Origin of the sequence: Moorena producens PAL-8-15-08-1, from assembly GCF_001767235.1 — a bacterium.
Taxonomy (GTDB): Bacteria; Cyanobacteriota; Cyanobacteriia; order Cyanobacteriales; family Coleofasciculaceae; genus Moorena; species Moorena producens_A.
This window is the reverse complement of record NZ_CP017599.1, coordinates 1,813,932-1,836,516: the sequence shown is the minus strand read 5'-3', so window position 1 is coordinate 1,836,516 and position 22,585 is coordinate 1,813,932. Positions and strand designations below refer to the sequence as shown.

Annotated in this window: 16 protein-coding genes; 8 read left to right on the top strand and 8 right to left on the bottom strand. The window is 44.5% G+C overall.

Annotated elements, in window-relative coordinates:
* Positions 1 to 183 precede the first annotated feature (183 nt).
* Positions 184 to 1,821: a PhnE/PtxC family ABC transporter permease gene (locus BJP34_RS07000; protein WP_070391725.1), complete on the top strand. Its 1,638-nt coding sequence runs from the start codon at positions 184 to 186 to the stop codon at positions 1,819 to 1,821.
* A 9-nt stretch (positions 1,822 to 1,830) separates the two neighbouring features.
* Here the strand turns inward: BJP34_RS07000 and BJP34_RS06995 are convergent, their stop codons facing one another.
* Both BJP34_RS06995 and BJP34_RS06990 read right to left on the bottom strand, forming a co-directional pair.
* Positions 1,831 to 3,066, bottom strand: coding sequence for an RNA-guided endonuclease InsQ/TnpB family protein (locus tag BJP34_RS06995; protein WP_070391724.1), 1,236 nt, complete (start codon positions 3,064 to 3,066; stop codon positions 1,831 to 1,833).
* Between the two features lie 480 nt (positions 3,067 to 3,546).
* Positions 3,547 to 4,665, bottom strand: coding sequence for a trans-sulfuration enzyme family protein (locus tag BJP34_RS06990; RefSeq protein ID WP_070391723.1), 1,119 nt, complete (start codon positions 4,663 to 4,665; stop codon positions 3,547 to 3,549).
* A gap of 638 nt (positions 4,666 to 5,303) precedes the next feature.
* Between BJP34_RS06990 and dxr the strand changes: the two genes are divergently transcribed.
* The 4 genes from dxr to BJP34_RS06970 all read left to right on the top strand — a co-directional run bounded on the left by dxr (position 5,304) and on the right by BJP34_RS06970 (position 11,099).
* Complete coding sequence (gene dxr, locus BJP34_RS06985; protein ID WP_070396529.1) at positions 5,304 to 6,512, top strand: 1-deoxy-D-xylulose-5-phosphate reductoisomerase; 1,209 nt, start codon at positions 5,304 to 5,306, stop codon at positions 6,510 to 6,512.
* 152 nt (positions 6,513 to 6,664) lie between these two features.
* Positions 6,665 to 8,251 carry a glucose-6-phosphate isomerase gene (locus BJP34_RS06980; protein ID WP_070391722.1) on the top strand — a complete coding sequence of 529 codons (1,587 nt, stop codon included), beginning with the start codon at positions 6,665 to 6,667 and terminating at the stop codon, positions 8,249 to 8,251.
* 253 nt (positions 8,252 to 8,504) lie between these two features.
* A complete protein-coding gene (locus BJP34_RS06975) occupies positions 8,505 to 10,169 on the top strand; it encodes an alpha-keto acid decarboxylase family protein (RefSeq protein WP_070391721.1) in 1,665 nt (554 codons plus the stop codon).
* Positions 10,170 to 10,403: 234 nt separating this feature from the next.
* On the top strand, positions 10,404 to 11,099 hold the full coding sequence (locus tag BJP34_RS06970) for a response regulator transcription factor (protein WP_070391720.1): 696 nt from the start codon (positions 10,404 to 10,406) through the stop codon (positions 11,097 to 11,099).
* Between the two features lie 68 nt (positions 11,100 to 11,167).
* Here the strand turns inward: BJP34_RS06970 and BJP34_RS06965 are convergent, their stop codons facing one another.
* Positions 11,168 to 11,659, bottom strand: coding sequence for a low molecular weight protein-tyrosine-phosphatase (locus BJP34_RS06965; RefSeq protein ID WP_070391719.1), 492 nt, complete (start codon positions 11,657 to 11,659; stop codon positions 11,168 to 11,170).
* A 181-nt stretch (positions 11,660 to 11,840) separates the two neighbouring features.
* Here BJP34_RS06965 and BJP34_RS06960 point away from each other — a divergent pair, with 181 nt between their 5' ends.
* Positions 11,841 to 13,232: an SGNH/GDSL hydrolase family protein gene (locus BJP34_RS06960; protein ID WP_070391718.1), complete on the top strand. Its 1,392-nt coding sequence runs from the start codon at positions 11,841 to 11,843 to the stop codon at positions 13,230 to 13,232.
* A gap of 112 nt (positions 13,233 to 13,344) precedes the next feature.
* Here the strand turns inward: BJP34_RS06960 and BJP34_RS06955 are convergent, their stop codons facing one another.
* Complete coding sequence (locus BJP34_RS06955) at positions 13,345 to 13,698, bottom strand: YbaB/EbfC family nucleoid-associated protein (protein WP_008180753.1); 354 nt, start codon at positions 13,696 to 13,698, stop codon at positions 13,345 to 13,347.
* A 743-nt stretch (positions 13,699 to 14,441) separates the two neighbouring features.
* Positions 14,442 to 14,621 (bottom strand): hypothetical protein, encoded by a 180-nt coding sequence (locus BJP34_RS42640; RefSeq protein ID WP_158517059.1) that lies wholly within the window; start codon positions 14,619 to 14,621, stop codon positions 14,442 to 14,444.
* A gap of 293 nt (positions 14,622 to 14,914) precedes the next feature.
* Between BJP34_RS42640 and BJP34_RS38975 the strand changes: the two genes are divergently transcribed.
* Positions 14,915 to 15,205, top strand: coding sequence for a hypothetical protein (locus tag BJP34_RS38975; RefSeq protein ID WP_149030845.1), 291 nt, complete (start codon positions 14,915 to 14,917; stop codon positions 15,203 to 15,205).
* A gap of 96 nt (positions 15,206 to 15,301) precedes the next feature.
* Here BJP34_RS38975 and murB read toward each other — a convergent pair whose 3' ends face one another.
* Both murB and murC read right to left on the bottom strand, forming a co-directional pair.
* Complete coding sequence (gene murB, locus BJP34_RS06950; RefSeq protein ID WP_070391717.1) at positions 15,302 to 16,288, bottom strand: UDP-N-acetylmuramate dehydrogenase; 987 nt, start codon at positions 16,286 to 16,288, stop codon at positions 15,302 to 15,304.
* Between the two features lie 206 nt (positions 16,289 to 16,494).
* Positions 16,495 to 18,042: a UDP-N-acetylmuramate--L-alanine ligase gene (murC, locus tag BJP34_RS06945; protein WP_070391716.1), complete on the bottom strand. Its 1,548-nt coding sequence runs from the start codon at positions 18,040 to 18,042 to the stop codon at positions 16,495 to 16,497.
* 627 nt (positions 18,043 to 18,669) lie between these two features.
* On the opposite strand from murC, the gene BJP34_RS06935 reads away from it, so the two are divergent.
* Positions 18,670 to 19,683, top strand: a complete 1,014-nt coding sequence (locus tag BJP34_RS06935) for a type I glyceraldehyde-3-phosphate dehydrogenase (protein WP_070396528.1) — start codon at positions 18,670 to 18,672, stop codon at positions 19,681 to 19,683.
* A 203-nt stretch (positions 19,684 to 19,886) separates the two neighbouring features.
* Here BJP34_RS06935 and BJP34_RS06930 read toward each other — a convergent pair whose 3' ends face one another.
* Positions 19,887 to 22,583 carry a KGGVGR-motif variant AAA ATPase gene (locus BJP34_RS06930; protein WP_070391714.1) on the bottom strand — a complete coding sequence of 899 codons (2,697 nt, stop codon included), beginning with the start codon at positions 22,581 to 22,583 and terminating at the stop codon, positions 19,887 to 19,889.
* Positions 22,584 to 22,585 lie beyond the last annotated feature (2 nt).

Here is a 22,585-nt window from a genome sequence, read left to right as displayed (position 1 = left end):
TTATTACATATTTACACTACCATTTATTTCGTTGGTTTCGTCTATTAACCTCTAGTTTTAGGGTGTTATGGTATTCTATAAATTTCTATTTGTGTTCCCTGTTACCCGTTTGATTTTCCCTGTTACTTTATCCACTGTTCCCTTGAAACCAAAATACTATTAAAATCCGTTGCAATAACTTAGATGACTCAAAGTTTATCTCGTCCACCATTACTGAATCGCAGCCTGCTGTGGGGAATTTGTTTTGTCATTTTTATCGGGATGGCGGTTGTTAAAGCTGGTATCTTTGAGCAAGATCTTGTTAATGTGGGAGGATTTTACCAACTGTTGCGGTTCTTGCGGGCGAGTTTGCACCCCGAAGTGAGTCCTGAGTTTCTGCAGCTGACCCTGAAGGCTACCCTCACCACCCTAGCTTATGCCGCCTGCGGCACTTTTCTGAGTATCTTGCTCGGCGTGGTGGCAGGAGTTATCACCTCCCAGGTTTGGTGGTTGACAGTCTTGCCTCACTGGACTCTGCGACAACCCATCTGGCTGGGAATTCGGGGACTGCTGGCCTTCCCCAGAGCAATTCATGAGATGATCTGGGGCATTTTTTTTGTCAGTATCTGGGGTTTAGATCCTCTGGCGGCCATTATGGCCATCGCCATTCCCTATGGGGCAATTGTCGCGAAGGTCTTCTCAGAAATTCTGGATGAAACGCCCCGGGGTGCTTTGATGGCATTACTCAGTAGTGGCGTGTCTCCCTTGATGGCCTTTCTTTACAGTATCATTCCACAAGCCTTTTCAAATCTCCTGTCCTACACCCTCTATCGCTTTGAGTGTTCCATTCGTTCAGCTACTGTACTGGGACTGGTTGGGGCTGGTGGGTTGGGCTATGAGATCTTGCTGAGTTTACAGTCTCTGCGTTACGAACAACTATGGACATTTTTCTATGCCCTAGTTTTATTAAGCGCTGCGATTGACATCAGTAGTGTCATCTTGCGCCGCCGGATTAATTTGACAGTAGTTTTAATTTTAGTGGCTTTGTGCTGTTTGGGGTTTTTGTATGTCAGTCCTGATCTGAGCAAGTTTTGGTCTCCCCGAACTCAAAAACTCTTGGGTGACATTGCCCAAGCATCATTTCCCCTCGATTTTAAGACTGTGCCCTTGTCGCAGCTGTGGAAGTTATCACTACAAACTCTAGTTATGTCTGTCCTGGCCAGTGCTGGTTCTGGTCTTGTAGGGATTGTTCTGTCTTTTCCGGCAGCCCATAATTTTTTGCTACCAGGGGGATTGCTCAATCCCAGTCCAAAAGCTTCCCGATTAGCTGCCTTACAAGGCTGGTCTATCCTAGTATTCACCAGGATCATACTACTGTTTGGCAGAGCTATTCCTGCCCCAATTTGGGCATTAGTGGTGATGTTTGTCATGTTTCCGGGAGTTTTACCTGGTGCGATCGCCCTAGGATTGCATAATCTAGGCATCCTTGGCAGGTTGATGGCAGAAATAAATGAAAATTTGGAAAAGCCTCCCTTAGAAGCCTTAAAAGCACAAGGAACTCCAGGAGCACTCTTGTTTCTCTATGGGATATTCCCGATGAATTTACCTCGTTTTCTGGCTTATATTTTCTATCGCTGGGAGGTGTGTATGCGGGAGACGGTCATTGTAGGATTAGTTGGGGCTGGAGGATTAGGGGTATTGTTGACCGAACAACTGAGCAGCTTTGATTATCCGAGTGTGGGCATGACGCTGGTTTGTTTTGTCTTTTTGACTTTTTTCGTTGATTGGGTGAGTGCTGCCGCTAGAGAATCGATAACTCCTCATAAATCTCTAAACTATTGACACTCCCCGCTAATCGCGAGACGGGGATTCTTCACTCAATGACTCGGCTTGCTGAACCTGACCGGAATCAAGGACAGTAGAGGCCAAATCTCCTGAAGCGTTTGGATTAATAATCCAAGTTCCGACGTGCCCCGTCGTACTTATGGCTCGATTTCGGATGTTGATAGCGGCATTGTGGTCTCTATCAAGTTCACACCCACATTCACAGACATGAGTCCTAGTAGATAGGGACTTTTTAACAGTTTCACCGCATTCAGAACAGTTCTGGCTAGTGTAGGCAGGATTCACTGCAACAGTCATCCTGCCAAACTTAATCCCAAAATGCTCCAACCATTTCCTAAATTGATACCAACCAGCGTCATTAATAGATTTGGCGAGACAGTGATTTTTTACCAGATTCTTAACTCTTAAATCTTGCCTTCGGCACGCTTCGCGAACGTAGGCGACCAGATCGTTAGATCGGATTACGCAACGTGCAAGTCTCTTTGCATGTTCTTCACGCTGCCTACTTATTTTAAGGTGCTGTCTACCTAGTATATTGACCGCTTTTCTTCGGTTGGATGAGCCTTTCTTTTTTCGGGAAACCCGACGTTGATAAAATTTTAAACGTCTTTCCCCTTTTCTATAGAATTGGGGGTTAGGTTCAGAATGACCATTGGAGTCTGTATAAAACTCTTTGAGTCCTACATCCAGACCAATCATTTCACCTGTGTGCTCTACTTCCTCTTTTACGTTAACTGCAACGCAAAATTGAACATAGTACCCATCAGCTCGTTTAACTATCCGAACCCGATTAATTTGCTTCTTGTCGAAGCGCCATAAGTCCCAAGTCCCCTTTAGCTTAAGCTTTCCAATCCCTTTTTTGTCTGTGAACGTTATCGACTTTTTATCAGGAGATAACTTCCATCCTGACTTCTTGTACTCGACAGAGCGAGCACGCTTTTGGAATCTAGGAAAACCCTTTTTGCCTGGAACTTTTTTCTTGCAGTTATCGTAGAAGCGAACAATCGATGACCATGCCCTCTCAGATGCAGCCTGACGAGCGGTAGAGTTTAATTCATTAGCAAAGGGAAACTCTTTAGCTAGTATTTTAGAGTACCGGCTAAGGTCACTTTTTCCTGTCCCTTTGTTGTCTAACCACAGGCGAATACAACTATTTCGGATAAACTTAACTGTCCGGATAGCTTCGTCTATAGCTGAATATTGAGACTTTTTGCCCTTGGCTTTAAACTCTAGAATGATCATTGACCTTAGATCACGCTACGCGAACGAAATTCGACCTCCTCGACCTTGACCAACGGTCACGCTACGCGAACGGTCGCGCTACGGGAACGATATGTCTTTACTCTAGCAATTTTATATAAAAGCGTCAAGTACTAGTCAAGATTTTTTTCACGGCGACTCAAGTCGCTGCTAGTCTTCATCCCGGAGACGAAACCTGATTAATAGTGGAGCCTTATTACAAAAACCTTCAAACTTTTACTCATAACCTGCCGACTATAAAGGCTCCACTATTCTTGCGGTAAATTCTAACCCGGTTTAAAAACGCGGGGCTTTCGACTTGTGCGTCCCCTCGTAATGGGATTATGCTTCTGCATTACTGGCGTTGCACAATAACAGGATGATGTACCTATTTGCCGAAGGAAGTTTGAACTGTAGACTATAAGCCACTTTTAGTTATGTGCAAAAAATGCTAACATCCCACAAATGTGCAACGGCTCCTCACTAACCTAAAGCTTGGGCGAGATCTTCTAGTAGATCATCAGTATGTTCAAGACCAACAGACATCCGTAACAGATTGTCTGGGGTTCTGGTACCAGGAAATTCCATGGAAGCACGATGTTCGACTAAACTCTCGACACCACCCAAGCTAGTGGCTCGTGTAAATACTTTAACCTTGCCAGTAAAGGCAAAGGCATCTTCCCTGTTTCCTTTAACTTGGAAAGAAATCATACCCCCAAACAGGTTCATCTGAGCAGCAGCAATTCCATGTCCTCGATGGTTTGGCAATCCCGGATAATGAACAGCTTCTACTTTAGAGTGTTCTTCTAAAAATCGTGCCACCTTCAAGGCATTTTCTGAATGAGCTCTCATGCGGTAGGGTAAGGTCTGAATGCTCCGCAGGAGTAACCAACAGTCGAAAGGGGCGGCTACTGAACCGCCAGCCATCTGAATTGTTTTAATTTTGTGAAAAAATTCATCCTTAACCTTAGTAATCACGGCACCTCCTAAGACATCACTGTGTCCACCGAGATACTTGGTTGTGGAGTGGATAACCAAATCTGCACCCAACTCCAATGGACGTTGGCTAATCGGTGTTGCCCAAGTGTTATCGCAAACACAATAGACATTATGGTTATGGGCAATATGGGCAATCTTGCTGATATCAGTAATCCTTAACATTGGATTGGAAGGCGTTTCTATCCAAATCAGCTTGGTGTTGGGTTGAACTGCTTCCATCACTGTGGTAGGATTAGCCATATCTACAAAAGTGACCGCCAAATTCCAAGGGCCAAAAACTTCTCGCAAGAGAAACCCAGTTCCTGTGTAACTATCTATAGGTGCCACTACATGGTCTCCAGGGGACAAAGCCTGGAAGATACTCAAGGTAGCAGCTGAACCAGAAGAAAAAGCGGCGGCGGCTGCTCCCCCCTCTAATTTAGATAGGCATTTTTCCAGACTATCCCGATTCGGGTTATTGTCTCGACTGTAGTTATAACCCTGAGGGTAGCTGCCGTCTGGCTGACGTTCAAATGTAGTAGATAGATAAATTGGGGACACTACTGCCCCTGTGGCTGAGTCAATATTATGGCCAGCATGCACTGCCAGTGTCTCAATTTTCATGCAACCTTTTGCTCAAATCACTGATAATACCTTTTCATAGGGAAGAGACCACATCATCTACATATATATAGATTTTGGCCATATGTACCTGCATTAATCCCATCTAAGTTGTGTGATTGACTACATAAGACTTGCTTATCACTGATTACATCTAGCTTTTATCATACTTATGAGGTAGATTCAATGTCTTGATGCAGTCGCTCATCGGGAACGGCTGTTTGCGGACCCAAGGGTTTGAACCTGATAAACCCCGTGGGGCATTAGCAATCCCCCCTAACCCTCATTATTAAGGGTAGACGCCAGTCGCTCTTAGGAGTTTCCCCCAAGACCAAGCTGCATCCCTACTCCCTAAAACCAAGGACGATGTACCTCACCCAATTGAGAGCTCCTATATATATAGATTTTATCCATATGATGCCCCATTAATCCCGTCTGCATTGTGTGATTGATTACATAAGACTTGCTTATCACTGACAATAGGGGTAAAACTTAATCAAAACCTATAATCAGTAAGGTTTGTTGCCAAATTGCCAGTACCATAAGAAAAATTTACCAATTGTTTTAATGGGGTTGAGTTACTTATGGGCTTCCCATTGCCCCGGTATGATAGGGGAGTTGTTGGTAATTATAAAAAAATTGTGAAAAAAATTACACTCTTAGGTTCCACTGGCTCAATCGGTACCCAAACTCTCGATATTGTTAATCAATACCCCGATCAATTCCAGTTAGTGGGATTGGCAGCTGGGCGCAATGTGGAAATGTTAGCCGCTCAAATTCGGCAATTTCGACCGATAATTGCCGCAATTCGTGATCAAGATAAATTGCCAGAACTCAAAGCAGCAATTGCTGACCTTGACCCCCAACCTATTCTTTTAGGGGGCGAAGCTGGAGTGGTAGAAGTGGCACGCTATGGTGATTCCGAAGCTGTAGTTACTGGCATTGTCGGCTGTGCGGGTTTGTTGCCTACTATTGCTGCTATTGAAGCGGGTAAAGACATTGCTTTAGCGAATAAAGAAACTCTAATTGCAGGTGGTCCAGTGGTACTACCGTTAGTCGAAAAACATGGTATTAAGCTGCTACCAGCTGACTCAGAACATTCGGCAATTTTTCAGTGTCTTCAGGGAGTGCCAGCAGGGGGATTGCGGCGGATTATCCTAACAGCATCCGGGGGGGCTTTCCGAGATTGGTCTGTGGACAAGTTAGCTTCAGTGAAGGTGGCTGATGCCCTAAAGCATCCCAATTGGTCCATGGGACGTAAAATTACTGTGGACTCTGCCACTCTGATGAATAAGGGATTGGAAGTGATTGAGGCTCACTTCCTGTTTGGCATGGATTATGACCACATCGACATTGTGATTCATCCCCAGAGTATTATTCACTCCTTGATTGAACTACAAGATACTTCAGTATTAGCTCAGTTAGGTTGGCCAGATATGCGCTTACCTTTACTCTATTCCCTGTCATGGCCGGAGCGGATCTATACCGATTGGGAACCACTAGATTTGGTGAAAGCTGGTAATTTGACTTTTAGGGAACCGGATCATCAGAAATATCCCTGTATGAACATCGCTGATGCGGCTGGTCGGGCTGGGGGGTCGATGCCAGCGGTATTGAATGCAGCCAATGAGCAGGCAGTTGCCCTATTCCTAGAGGAGAAAATTGGTTATTTGGATATTGCTCGTTGTATTGAATCTGTATGCGATCGCCACCAAGCTGATAACTGTTCCAATCCTTCCTTAGACGATATCTTGGCAGCAGATCAATGGGCAAGACAGGAAGTTATAGCTGCCAGTAAGTTGCTCAGGGATTCGATCACTTTCCCGCAGCCTCTAGCTTCAACAAGTTGATTGGGTTCAAGACCTGCTCAAAAATCCAAAAAACGTTTTGGTAAAAGTCGCCCATAGCCCCGACGCCAAGGGCTAGCTAAGTCGGGGTAGTTTACGCTATGTGCTTGCCTTAAACTTGTGAGTGGACAATAAAAGAAGTTGGAGAGCTACTTATGGACGCCGCTGCACTCTGGCAACGCTATCAGGATTGGCTTTATTACCACGAAGGATTAGAGCTTTACCTCGATATCAGCCGTATGGGGTTTGATGATGCCTTTGTGGAGGCGATGCTGCCTAAGTTTGAAAAGGCATTTAAGGATATGGATGCCCTAGTCAACGGTGCGATCGCAAACCCTGATGAAAACCGCATGGTCGGTCACTACTGGCTAAGAGACCCGGACTTAGCCCCAACTCCAGAACTCCAACAAGACATTGTCAACACTCTCGAAAAGATTGAAACCTTTACCCAAAATGTCCACACGGGTGCCATCCATCCCCCTAGGGCACCAAAATTTACAGATGTTCTTTCCATTGGTATTGGGGGTTCTGCCCTTGGTCCTGAGTTTGTCGCTGAAGCCCTCGCGCTAGACTCTCCTCCTTTAGCCATTCACTTTATTGACAATACTGACCCAGCTGGCATTGATGCTGTGCTTACCCGACTCCAAGACCGATTGTCTAGCACTCTGGTATTAGTCATCTCCAAATCTGGGGGAACACCAGAAACTCGTAACGGCATGGTGGAAGTTAAAACAGCCTACGAGTCTCAGAATCTAGACTTTGCTGCCCAGGCTGTTGCCATTACGGGTGTTGGCAGCAAACTAGATCAATTGGCAAAATCCGAAGGTTGGCTGGCCACCTTTCCCATGTACGATTGGGTAGGAGGACGTACCTCTGAAATGTCAGCCGTAGGACTACTTCCAGCTTCACTACAAGGGATTGATATCCGTCAGATGCTGGCTGGTGCTAAAGATATGGATAGCGCTACCGGTAGCCCCGAGCTCAAAAGCAATCCAGCAGCGTTACTTGCCCTATGCTGGTACTTTGCTGGCAATGGTAAGGGGGAGAAAGATATGGTCATGTTGCCTTACAAAGACAGTCTATTGCTATTCTCCCGCTACTTACAGCAGCTGGTAATGGAATCTCTAGGTAAGGAAAAAGACCTAGATGGCAATACGGTTTATCAGGGCATTGCAGTTTATGGTAACAAAGGCTCAACGGATCAACATGCCTACGTACAGCAACTTCGCGAAGGTGTTCCCAATTTCTTTGTCACGTTCATTGAAGTCTTAGAAGACCGACAAGGTAAGTCTCCAGAAGTAGAAGCCGGTGTAACTGCGGGAGACTATCTATCAGGTTTATTACAAGGTACTCGGCAAGCGTTGTATGAAAATCAACGGGATTCCATGACCGTAAGCATTCGTCAGGTCAATGCTAGAACCGTGGGGGCATTGATTGCCCTGTATGAACGTGCTGTTGGTCTTTATGCATCCTTGGTAAATATCAATGCCTATCACCAACCTGGGGTAGAAGCGGGTAAAAAAGCCGCCGCTGCCATTCTGGATTTACAGAAAAAGGTGATGGAAGTACTACACCAGGAAAGTGCTGCCATATCTGTTTCGGAGTTAGCTGAGAAAGTGGGAGCCCCTGACCAAATTGAAGGGATTTACAAATTGCTGCGTCATCTGGCTTATAACCAGCGGGGTATTGTCTTAGAAGGAAATCTGCGGCAACCAAGTAGTCTCAAAATTTCTGCTGTATAAGCTAATACACATTTCACCTTTTAAGTTGACAGTTGACTGTTAATCCTTGACAGCCAACTGTCAACTTAAATGCTAGTTAACAAAACAGACCTTAGGCTTCCTAGTCAACTCAAGAAACTTGCTAGAATAGAAATCATAAAAGGTTAGATAATATCTTAAATGTAACGTTTTTTACAAAAAATGTAACGTTTCTTAAAATTTTGGTTACAATGCTGGGCATAAAGGTAGCTGAATTAAAGAGGTCAGAGGTGCAATGGCTCAGTCCGATGTAGTAACTGTCGGTCAATACCTTACTCAACGCCTGCAAGCCGCTGGTGTCAAGCATATTTTTGGCGTAGTGGGAGATTACGTCCTGGGTCTGATGGATGTCTTGCTAGACAGTTCTGTAGAGTTAATCTACACCTGTAACGAACTCAATGCCGGATATGCAGCTGATGCCTATGCTCGCCTTAATGGTGTTGGTGGGTTGTGCGTTACCTATAATGTCGGTGGACTTAGTCTAGTGAATGCTGTGGCGGGTGCCTACGCTGAGCTAGTCCCCTTGATCGTGATTAGTGGAGCACCTAACAGTTCCCAGCGGCAGCAAAAGTTACTCCTACATCACACTGCCGGTAATTACAATCTACAGCTGGAAATTTTTGAAAAAATTACAGTGGCAGCCGTGAGGCTTACCAGCCCTAGTCAAGCGGCAAGGCAAATCGACCAGACCATTGCTGCTTGTTTGCGCCACCGCAGACCTGTATACATTGAAATTCCCTCAGACATAGTCAATCAACCTTGTCCTGTTACTGGGGAACGTGACTTACCAGAAGCCCCAATTATGGATATCCACGCTTTATCAGAGGCAGTTGAAGAGGCGGTAAGTTTGCTAGAGCAATCCCAGCATCCCGTTATTATAGCTGGGGTTGAACTCCACCGCTACGGAATAGCAGAGCAACTTACCAACCTGCTGGAGCAGACGGGATATCCCTTCGCTACCACTCTGTTAGGCAAGTCAATCATCTCCGAAAGCCACCCACAATTCATTGGTAGCTATGCAGGAGCGTTCAGTCAGGAGTATGTACGCCAACGAGTTGAAACAGCAGACTGTATTTTGTGCCTGGGTGCCTTCATGTCAGACATTAATCTGGGTGGTTTCACTGCCCAACTGCCGGAAGAGCGATTAATTAATGCTAATTCTGACAAAGTTAAAATCAAACACCACTTCTATTCTCCAGTCTATCTCGCGGATTTCATTGCTGGTCTAACTGCCAAACTTAAGAAGAAAAAATCTGATGTATTGGATATCAAGCCAGCTATAGAGTCTTTGTCTAAACGCTTTGAATCACAACCTGAGCAAAAGCTAACTAATGCCAGATTCTATGAGCGGATTACTCACTTTATTGATGATGACTCAATCGTGATTGCTGAAACTGGTGATGCTTTAATTGCTACCGTTGATTTGGTACTCCAAGGAGACAGCGACTACATTGGACAGGCGCTTTACACCTCTATTGGCTTCTCAGTTCCTGCCTGCCTAGGAGTCGCTTTGGCTGTTCCTAACCGTAGACCGATTGTTTTTGTTGGTGATGGTGCCTTCCAGATGACCTGTCAGGAACTTTCTACGATTATTAGGCATCAACTTAACCCGATTATCTTCTTAATTAATAATGACGGGTACACTATTGAGCGAGCTATCCATGAAGGCTCGTACAACAATATTCAACCTTGGAAATATCATCAGTTACCCCAGGTTTTTGGCAATAGCTGGAGTTGCCAAGTGCGTACTGAAGGTGAGTTAGAACAAGCCTTAGAACAGGCAAAAGTTAACCACAATAGTATCTCCTTTATCGAAGTTCATTTAGCTCGGCTCGATTGCTCTGATGGTGTCAAGCGCTTGGGGAAAGCGTTAAGTGCTATGCAAGGATTATCAGAATAGTAGCTGCTCTAGGCCAGAGGGGGGGCTGACTGACTAATTAATCACAAGGGTGCTTATTTCAGCAAGCCTAAGCTATGTTGTTGTCTAGGTATCTATATTAATTTTACCAGGCAACTCCTATCTCCAGACAGTTCTGACGGAGCTGGTGTCGAAGTATTTTTAGTCACCAATTGAGCACCAGATGACCTAGCTTAAGAGTAGGTTTGTTCTAAATGTCAGTACTATAGTTATCCCATGCCATTGATTATTTTGGTTGCAGATGACGACCTGGGCACTCGTCTGTCTGTAAGCGATTATCTGGAAATGTCAGGTTATTCAGTTATTACTGCTGAAAATGGTCAGCAAGCGCTGTCTATGATTGAGACTTATCACCCTCACCTTCTGGTTACAGATATTAATATGCCGCGAATAGATGGCTATGAACTGGTGAGAAAAGTGCGTCAGAAGCCCCCATTGCGGTTGTTACCTGTTGTATTTTTAACCGAACTCAATAGCACCAATCAACGCATCAAGGGTTATCAGTCGGGGTGTGATGTCTACCTACCTAAGCCCTTTGAGATGCAAGAATTAGGTGCAGTCATTCAAAGTTTACTAGTGCGATCGCAAATGATTCATACGGAGTTACGATTCTCATCACCACAGACTACAAAAGAGCCGGTTGAGCAACCGGGATCGAGATCAATCAACTCCGTAGAGATTAATCATCAATTAGGGAATAATACCCAAGCTCATGCTCTACAGATGACCAAGCGAGAACAGCAAGTCTTGAATTTACTGGCTACTGGTTTATCCAATGTCGAAATTGGTAACCAACTACACCTGAGTCCGAGGACAATCGAGAAGTACGTTAGTCGTCTGTTCAGAAAAACTGATACGAGTAACCGAGCCGAACTCTTACGATTTGCCTTAGAACACCATTTAATCAAATGAATTCATCCAGTTAACCACCAATGGCACAAATGCTAAGTTCACCATTGGCAATTAGTAGTTGGCAGTTTTTAGTTTTGCCTAGTCTTGGTGTAATTTTCAACAACGTGTTCCAGCAGACCTTCGCAAGCGTCTAGCAGTAAATCAATCACCTTATTAAAACCCTCTGGTCCACCGTAGTATGGATCGGGGACTGAGCGCTCGGTGTGATGACGGGCAAAATCACACATTAGCCTTACTTTATCTTTATACTTCCCAACTGGATCAACTGAGATAATATCTTCGTAGTTTTGCTGATCCATAGCCAAAATCAGGTCAAATTCTTCCAAGTCAGACCGATTAAACTGCCGTGCTTGCCCCTGCAGTACAATCCCCCGACGTTTGGCAGCTGCTGTCATACGCCGATCTGGGGCAGAACCAATATGATAACTGGAAGTACCAGCGGAATCGCAGACAATTTGGTCAGAAAGATTTGCTTGTGCTATCAAGTGATTCATGATGTTCTCGGCTGAGGGAGAACGGCAGATATTACCAAGGCAGACAAAGAGTAACTTGCAGGGCATGGGTATATTATTTGGTCAACTACGAGCTGGGCCGTGTTAAGTTTAGCAACGAAATGGCTCTATGGGATAGTTGAACCCATGTGGTCCGATGTCGCTTCATGGTTCAATGTCTAGCAACGCAGTGATTTAAAGACACCAAAGACACCAAGTTGTAAAGGGATACCTCCTAACAAGAACGGTTATGCAAGGAAGAGATGTAATATTTAAGTCGCGCCGTAGCCTTTACCGCAAGCGCCGCCGACGGTTTAACCTACTGACAATTCTCGCAGGGATAGTTCTAAGTTTGATGATTGTGGAATTGTTGGCTCGTTTATTAGTGGCTGCGGTCGGCAAAATTAATGATATAGCTACCTACAAGGGGGCACCCAGAGATTTCACTGTTTACCGTCCCAAGTTCGTTGACCAGACACAGCAGCTTTATGATGGATTACCAGACCTTGGTGATCTAGCTGTCCAACGGGATCTAGCTGTAGGTTATAGTTTATTGGGGAAGCAACAAAGTGATTTCTGGCGCATTAATGAGCAGGGTTTCCGGGACGACGACCCCGTTCCCTTGGTCAAACCCAAAAATGAAATTCGGATTTTTTTGTTAGGTGGCTCGACAGCCTTCGGTCAAGGGAATGCCAATAATCAAGTTACCATAGCCAGCTACTTAGAAGCTCGTCTCAATGAACGAATCACACAGCAAAGGCGTTCCCCACAGAAATACCGACCGATGACCTTACCCCCTTCTGAACCGGAATTAAAGCAAGCACTTGCTCTGCCGCCAAAGATTCGAAATGGTAAGTATCGTGTCATCAACGCCGCCGTACCAGGGTATACCTCTGGCAATACACTAGCTCAGTTAGCTCTCAAGATTTTACCTTACAGTCCAGATGCAGTAATAGTGTTGGGTGGATACACAGACTTGATGACCCCCAGTGACCAAAATTTAACAGATATTCCTAACACAGAAGCCTTCTTGCAAAATGCTACCGGGCATTTTTGGACTCATCTCACTCAGCAGTTGAAGCATTTAGTTACAAAAACTTATCTCGCTAAAGCAATCACATACTGGGTCTTTGATCCTCAGCCGTCAGTGAGTCAGCGGTCTCTAGTGGTGAGGGGGGACGTTATGCCACTGAAGAAGTATCTTCCTCAGAAATCCGATGAACTGGAACGTCGATTGACGCGCTATCGCAATAACCTCAGACATATGCTGCGTTTAACAGCAGGACAGCGAATTCCTTTACTAGTTGCTGTCCAACCAGAAATCACTGGTCGTGGCAAGAACAAGATCAAACCAGCAGAGAAGGAAATTTTGCAGCAGTTAGGAAAGGTTTACCAGGAACAAGTGCAAGCCAATTATCCCAAATTGGTAATAGCGGGTCAGCAACTGGAGAAAGGCTTTCCCAAAAATATCAAGGTTTTAAACTTGTACACAATTTATCAAAACTTTCCCGAACTCGCCTTTCATGATGCCATTAACTTGACAGAAGCAGCCAATATACAGGTGGCTAAGAGCTTATATTATGGACTTACTTCACTGCCAAAGCTACAGGTAGCTTCGTTTTACTCAAATCTTGATAAATAGTCAGGAATTAAAAGGATATTCGGCATGAGGTTTGGAACCATTGAGAATGATTAATTTCCTCATGCCCCTAGTTTTTTCCTACGGAATCGCGAGCGGGGATTGACCGATCAGGTTATAAACCTGGCAAATTTAACCCACTGGTAAGTTCTTCCATGCGCTCCCGCATAGTGGCTGTGGAGGTCTCATAGGCATTTTTCATGGCTGCTAACACCAGTTCAGATAAAGCCTCAGCTCCTTGATTGATAGCATCCTCAGAAATCTCTACACGTAGGGGTTCCTGATTGCCACTGAGAAACACCTTCACCTTACCGTCTTCCCCTGATGTTCCCTCAATTTCCATTTGCTCCAACTGATCCTGGAGCTCTTTGGCACCCTTTTGAACTTCTTGAGCTTTTTTGAACGCTTCGGCTAGTTCTTTCATCTTGCCGAGACCGAGACCAAATCCTTTTCCTTTGTCTTGTGTCATAAAAAATCCCAGTTAAGTTTAGAAAACCCCTGTCTAATGACCGGGGAGGAAAAACAAACGTCAAGCGCGGTTTTAACCGCTGCCCAGGTTGGCACTAAGCCCAGTCTATGGGCAAGGGGTGCGCTGACATTAGAAATCCTGTGGTGATTAACCTTTATCTATTGTGTATCTATCGTGTATCTATTGTGATGCTATTTGACCTTTTCTGGCCTGAAAAGCAGCAGGAAATAGGGGAATAACTTCCCGGTGTCCTTATTCATACATGGGCTGAAGTCATATACTTAACTTCCTCCCGTTCTTTTCTAGTTTAGCCATGGACAACTTTGACACTCCCCGGTCATTAGACATGGGGATTCCTAGATCTACGAACCACCTTAAACCGACGTGTCCTCCGGGAAGAGGCAATACTTAACCAACAATCCGTAGAAACCTACCAAATTCCCAGTCAATTCACGACAGACCTAGAGGGCGGTTCTCCTTAGGCGTTTGGATACTTCTTGGGAGTGCCGAACATTCCGTTTCCCTTCCTTTTCTCCATGTTCCGGTGTGCCGGAAACGAAACCTTAGAAGAGTGGAGCCTTAATCAAAAGCGATGCAGCGCGGTCTTGGGGGAAACCCCCATGAGCGACTGCATCAAGAAAGGTTAAAACTTTTTACTCATAGCCGACTAACTATAAAGGCTCCACTCTTCTTACGGTAACTTCTAACCCCACCGTACATTGCGGCGCTTGACCGTGGCGAATTTAATTCGCCACGGTCAAGCGCACCAGGTGTTTTCTCAAAAGTGCTGTTCTAGGTTCACACGCCAATTGTTGATTGACGATTGGGTTTTTAGCGATGCAGCGCGGTCTTGGGGAGGCAGCGCGGTCTTGGGGGTTCCCCCCATGAGCGACTGCCGTGGTTTCCCCCATGAGCGACTGCATCAAGAAAGGAGGATTTTCCCTACCCTCACCAGCATTACTACTTTCTAGGCAGTCAAACTTGGTTTCCTATTCCAGTTGTCCTAGCGGTTTTTCAGCCTGTACTCTATACCTAATTCTAGATGAATTGCGGTAAAGATTCCAGAACTCTAGAAATATTTTTTTCACAGTGGCTTTAGCCACTATCTCGCTTTCATCCCTTGAATTGCCCTAAGGAGAGTCGAGCCTTATTTCAAGTGACTTAAAACTATTACTCATAACCTGCCGACGCTCATTGGCTCCACAATCCGGCGGTTGTGTCAAAGCTCGCCCATAGACGGGATTTTCAGCTTCGTCGATTTTTTATCGAAGAAGGGAGTTTGACGGAAAAAGAATACCCCATCCTTCTTAAGGTGGGGATGAATTTTTCCCTCAATGGCGTTAATATAGAAAAAACTGGGTATCGATCTTACCCGGCTACCCTGGCCATAGGCCACGCTACGCGAACGGAACGAGGGAAAGTCACGCCCATGGAGTTAACAGCCGTTAGGTTGTGCCTGGGAATCCCCATCCTCTTAGGTTGGGGAAGTTCAACAACTAAAAATTGATCACCAAGCTGATCAGCTTTGAACTGATTCCCCAACAGGATCGGTTTTGGGATATCCACTGGAACGATAGGAGGGGATAAATCCCCTCGCTGGTTTTTATCCCTGCTCTAAAGACATAGGGCTTTCAACTGCTAGTTTTTTGGTAAAATCACCTAAAATCCTCACTTCTGGCTCTAAACACAGTGACCAGTGCTTTTCTACTTGCTCCTGTATATGGTGGATCATGCGGAAGATATCACTAGCCTTAGCATCACCACAGTTAAGTATAAAGTTGGCATGGCGTTCAGCGATTCTAGCACCACCAATTTGGTAGCCTTTTAGACCAATTTGTTCAATTAGCCAGCCAGCAGCATAGGGGTCAGGATTGCGGAACACACTGCCACAGCTAGGTAGGTGGTATGGTTGGGTAGTGTGTCGTCTTGCCAAATGATCCGATGTCAATGAGCGCACCTGTTTTGGGTCAGCACCCGGTTTTAACTGAAATGTTGCCTGGCTGACTATGCGATCGCTACCTTGAAGGATTGAGGTGCGATAGCTAAAGCCTAGGTCTTGGCTACTGAGTTGGGCTATTGAGCCATCAGGGGATAGAACATCTGTGTTAAACAGAATATCAGCTGTGGAATTTTTGTGGGCACCAGCATTCATCACCACAGCACCACCAACGGTTCCAGGTATGCCCACAGCCCACTCTAGCCCTTCCCAGCCTCGTTTGGCAGCCTGCCATGCCAGTCTGGCAATCGGTACACCAGCACTGGCGGTAATTCTCCCTGTATCTGCATCAAAGTGAGTATGGCGCAGATAGCGAGTACAAATTACCAAACCCGGCAAACCGATATCGCTGACTAGAAGGTTGGAACCAGCCCCTAAAAGGGTTAGGGGTAATTTTTGGGAGTGAGCCCATTGGAAACTAGCTTGTAGGTCTTCTAGGCTCCGAGGGGCGACGTACCACTGAGCTGGACCTCCCACACGAAATGAGGTGAGTTTGGCTAAGGATACCTGGGACTGAAGTGGACAATTGGTTCCTGGAATATACAACTGTAACTGGGAAGGAGTTTTTTTCTGGGTTAGCACGCTAGTTATCATCAGGAAAATCAGGGTAGAGATTCGGAGCTACACGCAATGAAAATAATGCCGATTGGTTTTTGGCAGTGGAATTGGCTGAAGTTGCTAGGGGGTAGAGTACCCAGAATAGTTCGTGGAAAGTTGATTCACGAGTATACTAGAGGCTTGAGATCATACTGACCTTCTGAGGTAGGTCTATAGTTAATATTCCCTAGCTTGATTCACAATTATTGATGCTTTTGGGCTAAATTTTGCTTAACTAACCCATTGTCAGGCTGTTGGTAAAACCCCATGACCTTAGGAATAATCTGATTCAGATTACCGGCTCCCAAGAATAGGGCTAAGTCCCCAGGACAGAGAATTTGGTTGAGAAACTCTACCACTGATTCGAGAGTTGGTTTGTAATGTACATCCTTGTGGTTAGATGCGATCGCCTGATAAAGGTTTTCCCCACTAATTTCTCCTAAATCTGGTTCCCCAGCACTGTAGATATCACTGATAACCACCAAGTCAGCGTTACTAAAGGAAACACTAAACTCCGGGAGAAACCTCAGGGTCCGACTATATCGGTGGGGTTGGAAAATTGCAATTATGCGCTGGTCAGCTTTGACCTGAATTCTTGCGGCAGCTAGGGTTGCCTGAATTTCACTGGGGTGGTGAGCATAGTCATCCACAAAACTAATATCATTGCACTTGCCCCGCAGCTCAAATCGGCGTTTGGCTCCCTCAAAGCTAGCGATCCCCAAGGCAATTGCCTCAAACTCCAATCCCAAATTTCGTCCTACTGCTACTGCGGCTAACGCATTGCTGAGATTATGTTTACCCAGCAATTTCAGCTCCAACCGACCTAAAACCTGATTGCCTTCCCAAACTCTGGCGGTAGTGCCATTAGCTTCATAAGTTACATCATCAACGCTATAGTCGGCTCCCATATCTCGCCGTAGACTATAGCTGATATTCGGTTTTAGTTGCGTACGCACTGTCTCACAATCAATACATCCGACTAACTTCTTACAGCGCTTCGCGAAAGCCTGGAATATTTCAACAACCTCCTCTAACTTCTGGTAATGGTCTGGATGATCCAGCTCAATATTGGTTACTATACCAATCTCGGCGGAGAGCTTAACCAATGAACCATCGGATTCATCAGCCTCAGCAACCAGTAATGAGCCATTTCCTAGCCTGGCATTACCACCGATAGCATCCACCTCACCACCGATAATCAGGGTGGGGTCACAACCGGCTTGCCACAGTAGATACCCGAGCAAACTACTGGTTGTAGTTTTCCCATGAGTTCCAGCGACTGCTATACTGTAATAGTCTTCAATCAACGCGGCTAGTAAATCTGAGCGATGGAAAATCGGGCAACCTAGCTTTAAAGCTGCCTGATACTCAGAGTTTAATGGGTTAATTGCTGTGGAACAGATAACTTGAGGCAAGCCTAAACAGGGTTCAGCTAAAGATATAGTCGGACTTGATTGTGAGATTTCTGTGATCGCTTTTGGGTTCAAAGTCGTGCTAACCCTTTTAGCTGCTAAGTCTTCACAAGCTGGTGCGTTCCTTGATTGGAAAAATTCTAAGTTGGCAGCACACTGCTGTTTGAAGATATGAGCACCTACTGCTTGCAAACGTTGCGTGATATGGGTTGTCCGAGTATCCGAGCCAGATACTCGGAATTGGCGTTTGGCTAGGATGTAGGCAAGAGCTGACATCCCAATTCCCCCAATACCAATGAAATGAAATGGTTTATTACTGAAATCAACAGTCTTTGGCATTTTAACTCCTTACACACCACACCGCACACGCCTAATTTGCCAATAACACGCGCTATCATATCAGGAAAAAACAATTCCAGGAATAATTTTTGGTAAATAAGTACATATGTACTGTAAATTAAGAGAATAATACCTGAAGTTTGATAACGTAACTGTTACATAACTGATTTTTGAGTACCTCGATTGTCGTATATATTACACGTCAACAAGAGTTCTCAATCCGGAAAAACGTCCTAAGACCCATAAACACCCATAAAATAGCACTAGAGCAGAGCTAGTGGTGATTTTTTGAGCTGATCTCCATCACTCCTAACCATGGGGGTTTAGGACTTACATACCAAACTAATCGGTTGAGACTGGTTAGGGGAGAGGGGCTTTGGGAGCGACTGCATGAAGACATGGCGTGAGTAAAATCAGGTTGCCGAGGCAATATCAGATCTGTGCCATGCCCAAAGGAGACTGTGCTCCCAAAACCTCCAGCTTTGGAGATAAGTATACCCATCTAGTTTCAAAACGAGTACATCAAACCAGATTAGTTCAGTAAAAGTTTCAAATTGTTTCAACCTTTGCGATATTATTGGGATCATTAAGAAAATATTTACTTTGAATTACAGAGGGCAAGAAGCAGTGATTAGAGTAGCGATCAATGGTTTTGGACGCATCGGACGCAACTTTATGAGATGCTGGCTGACTCGGGAGAATAGCCAGTTAGAGATAGTGGGAATCAATGATACCTCTGATCCCAAGACAAATGCCCATCTGCTCAAATACGACTCAATGCTGGGGAAACTTGATGCAGATATCAGTTGTGATGAAAATTCCATAACAGCTAATGGAAAAACTGTCAAGTGTGTATCCGACCGGAACCCCTTGAACTTGCCCTGGGACTCTTGGGGTGTTGACCTAGTTATCGAAGCGACTGGTGTCTTCCGAGATCAAGATGGGGCTGGCAAGCATATAGCTGCTGGTGCTAAGAAAGTGCTAATCACTGCTCCTGGCAAAGGAGACGTTCCCACCTACGTCATGGGTGTTAATCACGAAGACTACATGGACGAAGGAAATAATGTGATTAGCAATGCTAGCTGTACTACTAACTGTCTAGCTCCCTTTGCCAAAGTACTGCATCAACAGTTTGGCATTATCAAAGGAACAATGACCACAACCCACAGCTACACTGGTGACCAGCGGCTTCTTGATGCCAGCCACCGGGATGTACGTCGGGCTCGGGCAGCAGCGCTCAACATTGTCCCTACCTCTACTGGTGCGGCTAAAGCAGTAGCTCTAGTGATTCCCGAACTGAAAGGGAAACTCAATGGTATTGCTCTGCGGGTACCAACTCCCAATGTATCTATCGTTGACTTGGTAGTTCAAGTGGAGAAAAGTACCATTGCTGAGCAGGTCAATCAAGTCCTCAAAGAAGCAGCTGAAGGCCCACTCAAGGGAATTTTGGCTTACGGCGATGAACCTCTTGTTTCCTGTGATTACAGGGGTCATGATGCTTCGTCAATTGTGGATTCTAGCTTAACTATGGTCATGGGTGGCGATATGGTTAAGGTAGTTGCCTGGTATGACAATGAGTGGGGATACTCTCAGCGGGTTGTAGATTTGGCTGAGTTAGTTGCCCAAAAATGGTCGAATTAGTTGTTAGAGCCTAGTTCGTAAAGCAAGAGTCTGGGGAAGAGTGTTGATTCGTTAGGGTTCATAGTTTATTGAACCAATACGTTGAACTTATTCCCCTCTCTCGCTCTAAGTTATTGAATTTTGAAACAGCCCTGCTCCCTTAACCGTTTCAATCACCTTCTTTGAAGGAGGGGAGAGGTCAATCAACCGTTAATAAGCATCATCTAGAGTCTTTGTCTAGCTCGACGATATAAAGCCATCATTTTTGGTTTGCCAGCATTTTGGGAAAACCCTAATCCTAAACGAAATATTTCTGAAATGTAATACTTATCGCCGTCAGCAATAATGACCCCATTTTGCTTAAGGAGGCTAATGTCTTCTGCAGATAAGCTAATACTTTCTAGTTGAAAAGGGTTTTTTTTCTGTACTTCAGGTAATTGACGTAATTTATTAAATACTCTTTTTAACGGTTCATTTTCTAGTTCTATTTCTTCAATTTTGGCTTGGCTGCAATCAGCCAAACAACCTCGAATTGCTTTGGGAACTAGAATTCGATCTTGCCAATAATTCTTCTCATCAATGGAAATGGATTTTTCCGCCGCAATTTTAAGAAGACGCACGACATCCCTAGACTGGATTTGTCCATTGTAGTCAGATAATGCGGCAATGACAAATGGAGCAGAACGTGGTTGTTTAGAGCGATCGTTTCCTAGCTTTTTCCCCCACAAAGGTGTTAAGGCTTCCGTCAGTTCTGCTTCATTCATATCTTGAAGTCCTGCTGGCTTTAACTTTAACGAAATATCAGCTTTATCCGCAACCCAAGCAACTAATCTCAATACGGTTTCTCGATTCCACCTTAAGGTATAAGGCTGATAGCGAGATTTCATTTGACCGGAATTTTGACGGACAGAAGCAGTTAAAATATCTTGTCTGACAAAAATAATAATTCCTAAACAACGCAAGGGTTGTTGTTCCAGCCATTGAGGAACCTCTTGCAATAACGCTCGTAAAGCAGTTTGTTGAGCTTTGTCTTGATCAAATTCTTGAAATAAGTCTTCCAAGCCGTCAATTACAGCTACTATCTTTTGTTTATTATCAGCTAGATACTTAGGTAAATCGCGACCCTTGCCTGTCATACCTAGACTCTTGGCAATGACATCCAACCAGCGATCGCGCCATTCACCTTCATGTAAATTCTGTTGACATCCTTCACGAATATAGTCCTTAATCTCACTGTCATCGACGGGAGGCGTCAACCCTATCTGTTCAGCACAATATTTCCGGGCCTCATCTACTATTTCTTTTGTTTTACCTTTGAGATTATTTGAAGCAATAATCGGTGCGATCAATGCTGTGCTAGATACTATGTTATCTACATTATTGTTATCTACATTATTGTTATCTACATTATTTTTTACGACATATTTTATAAATTTTTGCCATTCTTTTCTGTGTATGATTTGCATAAACGTATAAGTTTTACCCGAACCCTTTGCTCCAATAACGACAGTGATTGGAATCTGGTTTCGATAATCATTAGCTAAATTTTCTAAAGACTCAGTAACCAGAAACTCAGCAGTCTCAGCACCCTCTGCATAAATCATTTTATCTGCTATATTTCTCAAGCTTTCTCTTTGAGACTGTGAACTTATAGGTTCATCTGGTGGATTTGATGTATTTAAATTATCAGGCAGCCATTCCAATAAAGGATGTAGTAAATCAATTAATTTAGAACTTGCCAATTGCTGCCAAACCTCTTGCCAAGAATTAGATAAAATCTGTAAACTATCAGTAAAATTGGTGGTAATTCTAATTGGTTCACTATCTTCCCCCAGCAAGGGTTGAATTCCTTCTAAAATTGTTTGTTCTGATTCAATAACTAAACTTTTAGCTCTTTCATCTTGAGGGACTTTAGTCAAAATTAAAGCAGGAGAAGGGTCTTGATCTCGCGTTGAGGGTGCTAGTTTACCAATTAATTCTAAAAGCTTCGCAGTTCCACTGATAGATTGTCCGCTTAAAGTAGAGACAAAGATCCGATAGACTCGTGGATCTAAAATTAATCCTGCTGCTAATTCCGAGAGTCCTGCTCGCAAATCCACTAAAACAACATTGACTCCTAAGGCTTTGCCCAGACGAGCTAAACTATCCGTCAAGATAAATGGGTTTTTATGGCCTTTAATTAGATGTTCTGGCTTAATGGCTAAAGCAGTTAATCTGCTATTAACACGAAAGGAAGGTAATATATAAATTCCGTCTACTAAAGCATTCTGAAGTTTTTTGGTTGCTAACTCAATGGTTTGCTCTGCGTCTGGAGAAGGGTCTCCATGAATTAAGGCAATAATATCGGCAAAACAAATAGGAGGAGAAGGCAGCCTAGATTCTAATAACCAACTAATTCCAGGAGCTTCTAAATCTCCATCAATTAAAAGAACTTGTTGCTTGGCGTTGATTAAAGCTTGTGCTAGGGCAAGAGCATGAGTTGTGCGACCGACACCACCTTTAAAAGAATGAAAAGCAACCACCGGAGGTAAATCATCTGGGAGGATATCCGGTGCTTTAAGCTTCTGAGTTCGTTGCCAAATAACAGTAGGTCTAGCTAGATTGGGGATAAGTTTAGGAGTTGGGGGTTCTTCCTCTGTTTCTTCTAAAATAATCGGTAAGGTGCGCTGATTGCCCTCAGCACTTTCGAGGATAATACAATCATTACCCTGTTGGCCATTGTCTTGAAATCGAGGATCGTAGACTTCCTGGAGCCATGTTTTGACTGAGCTTTGAGTACCAGGACGAATACCGAGAACTAATTCATCCCAATACCCTCTAGCCCAAACTAAGTCTTCTGGCCATTGCTCTTGCTCTTGCGATCGCAACAAAACTTCTTCTACATCTACCCAGGTGTATAATCGAATATCTGATGGAATCATCG

Excerpts from the sequence above, each read along its gene's own strand:
- BJP34_RS07000 (WP_070391725.1), top strand. The coding sequence starts at position 184 with ATGACTCAAAGTTTATCTCGTCCACCATTACTGAATCGCAGCCTGCTG.
- BJP34_RS06995 (WP_070391724.1), bottom strand. The coding sequence starts at position 3,066 with ATGATCATTCTAGAGTTTAAAGCCAAGGGCAAAAAGTCTCAATATTCA.
- BJP34_RS06990 (WP_070391723.1), bottom strand. The coding sequence starts at position 4,665 with ATGAAAATTGAGACACTGGCAGTGCATGCTGGCCATAATATTGACTCA.
- BJP34_RS06980 (WP_070391722.1), top strand. The coding sequence starts at position 6,665 with ATGGACGCCGCTGCACTCTGGCAACGCTATCAGGATTGGCTTTATTAC.
- BJP34_RS06975 (WP_070391721.1), top strand. The coding sequence starts at position 8,505 with ATGGCTCAGTCCGATGTAGTAACTGTCGGTCAATACCTTACTCAACGC.
- BJP34_RS06970 (WP_070391720.1), top strand. The coding sequence starts at position 10,404 with ATGCCATTGATTATTTTGGTTGCAGATGACGACCTGGGCACTCGTCTG.
- BJP34_RS06965 (WP_070391719.1), bottom strand. The coding sequence starts at position 11,659 with ATGCCCTGCAAGTTACTCTTTGTCTGCCTTGGTAATATCTGCCGTTCT.
- BJP34_RS06960 (WP_070391718.1), top strand. The coding sequence starts at position 11,841 with ATGCAAGGAAGAGATGTAATATTTAAGTCGCGCCGTAGCCTTTACCGC.
- BJP34_RS06955 (WP_008180753.1), bottom strand. The coding sequence starts at position 13,698 with ATGACACAAGACAAAGGAAAAGGATTTGGTCTCGGTCTCGGCAAGATG.
- BJP34_RS42640 (WP_158517059.1), bottom strand. The coding sequence starts at position 14,621 with ATGCAGTCGCTCATGGGGGAAACCACGGCAGTCGCTCATGGGGGGAAC.
- murB (WP_070391717.1), bottom strand. The coding sequence starts at position 16,288 with ATGATAACTAGCGTGCTAACCCAGAAAAAAACTCCTTCCCAGTTACAG.
- murC (WP_070391716.1), bottom strand. The coding sequence starts at position 18,042 with ATGCCAAAGACTGTTGATTTCAGTAATAAACCATTTCATTTCATTGGT.
- BJP34_RS06930 (WP_070391714.1), bottom strand. The coding sequence starts at position 22,583 with ATGATTCCATCAGATATTCGATTATACACCTGGGTAGATGTAGAAGAA.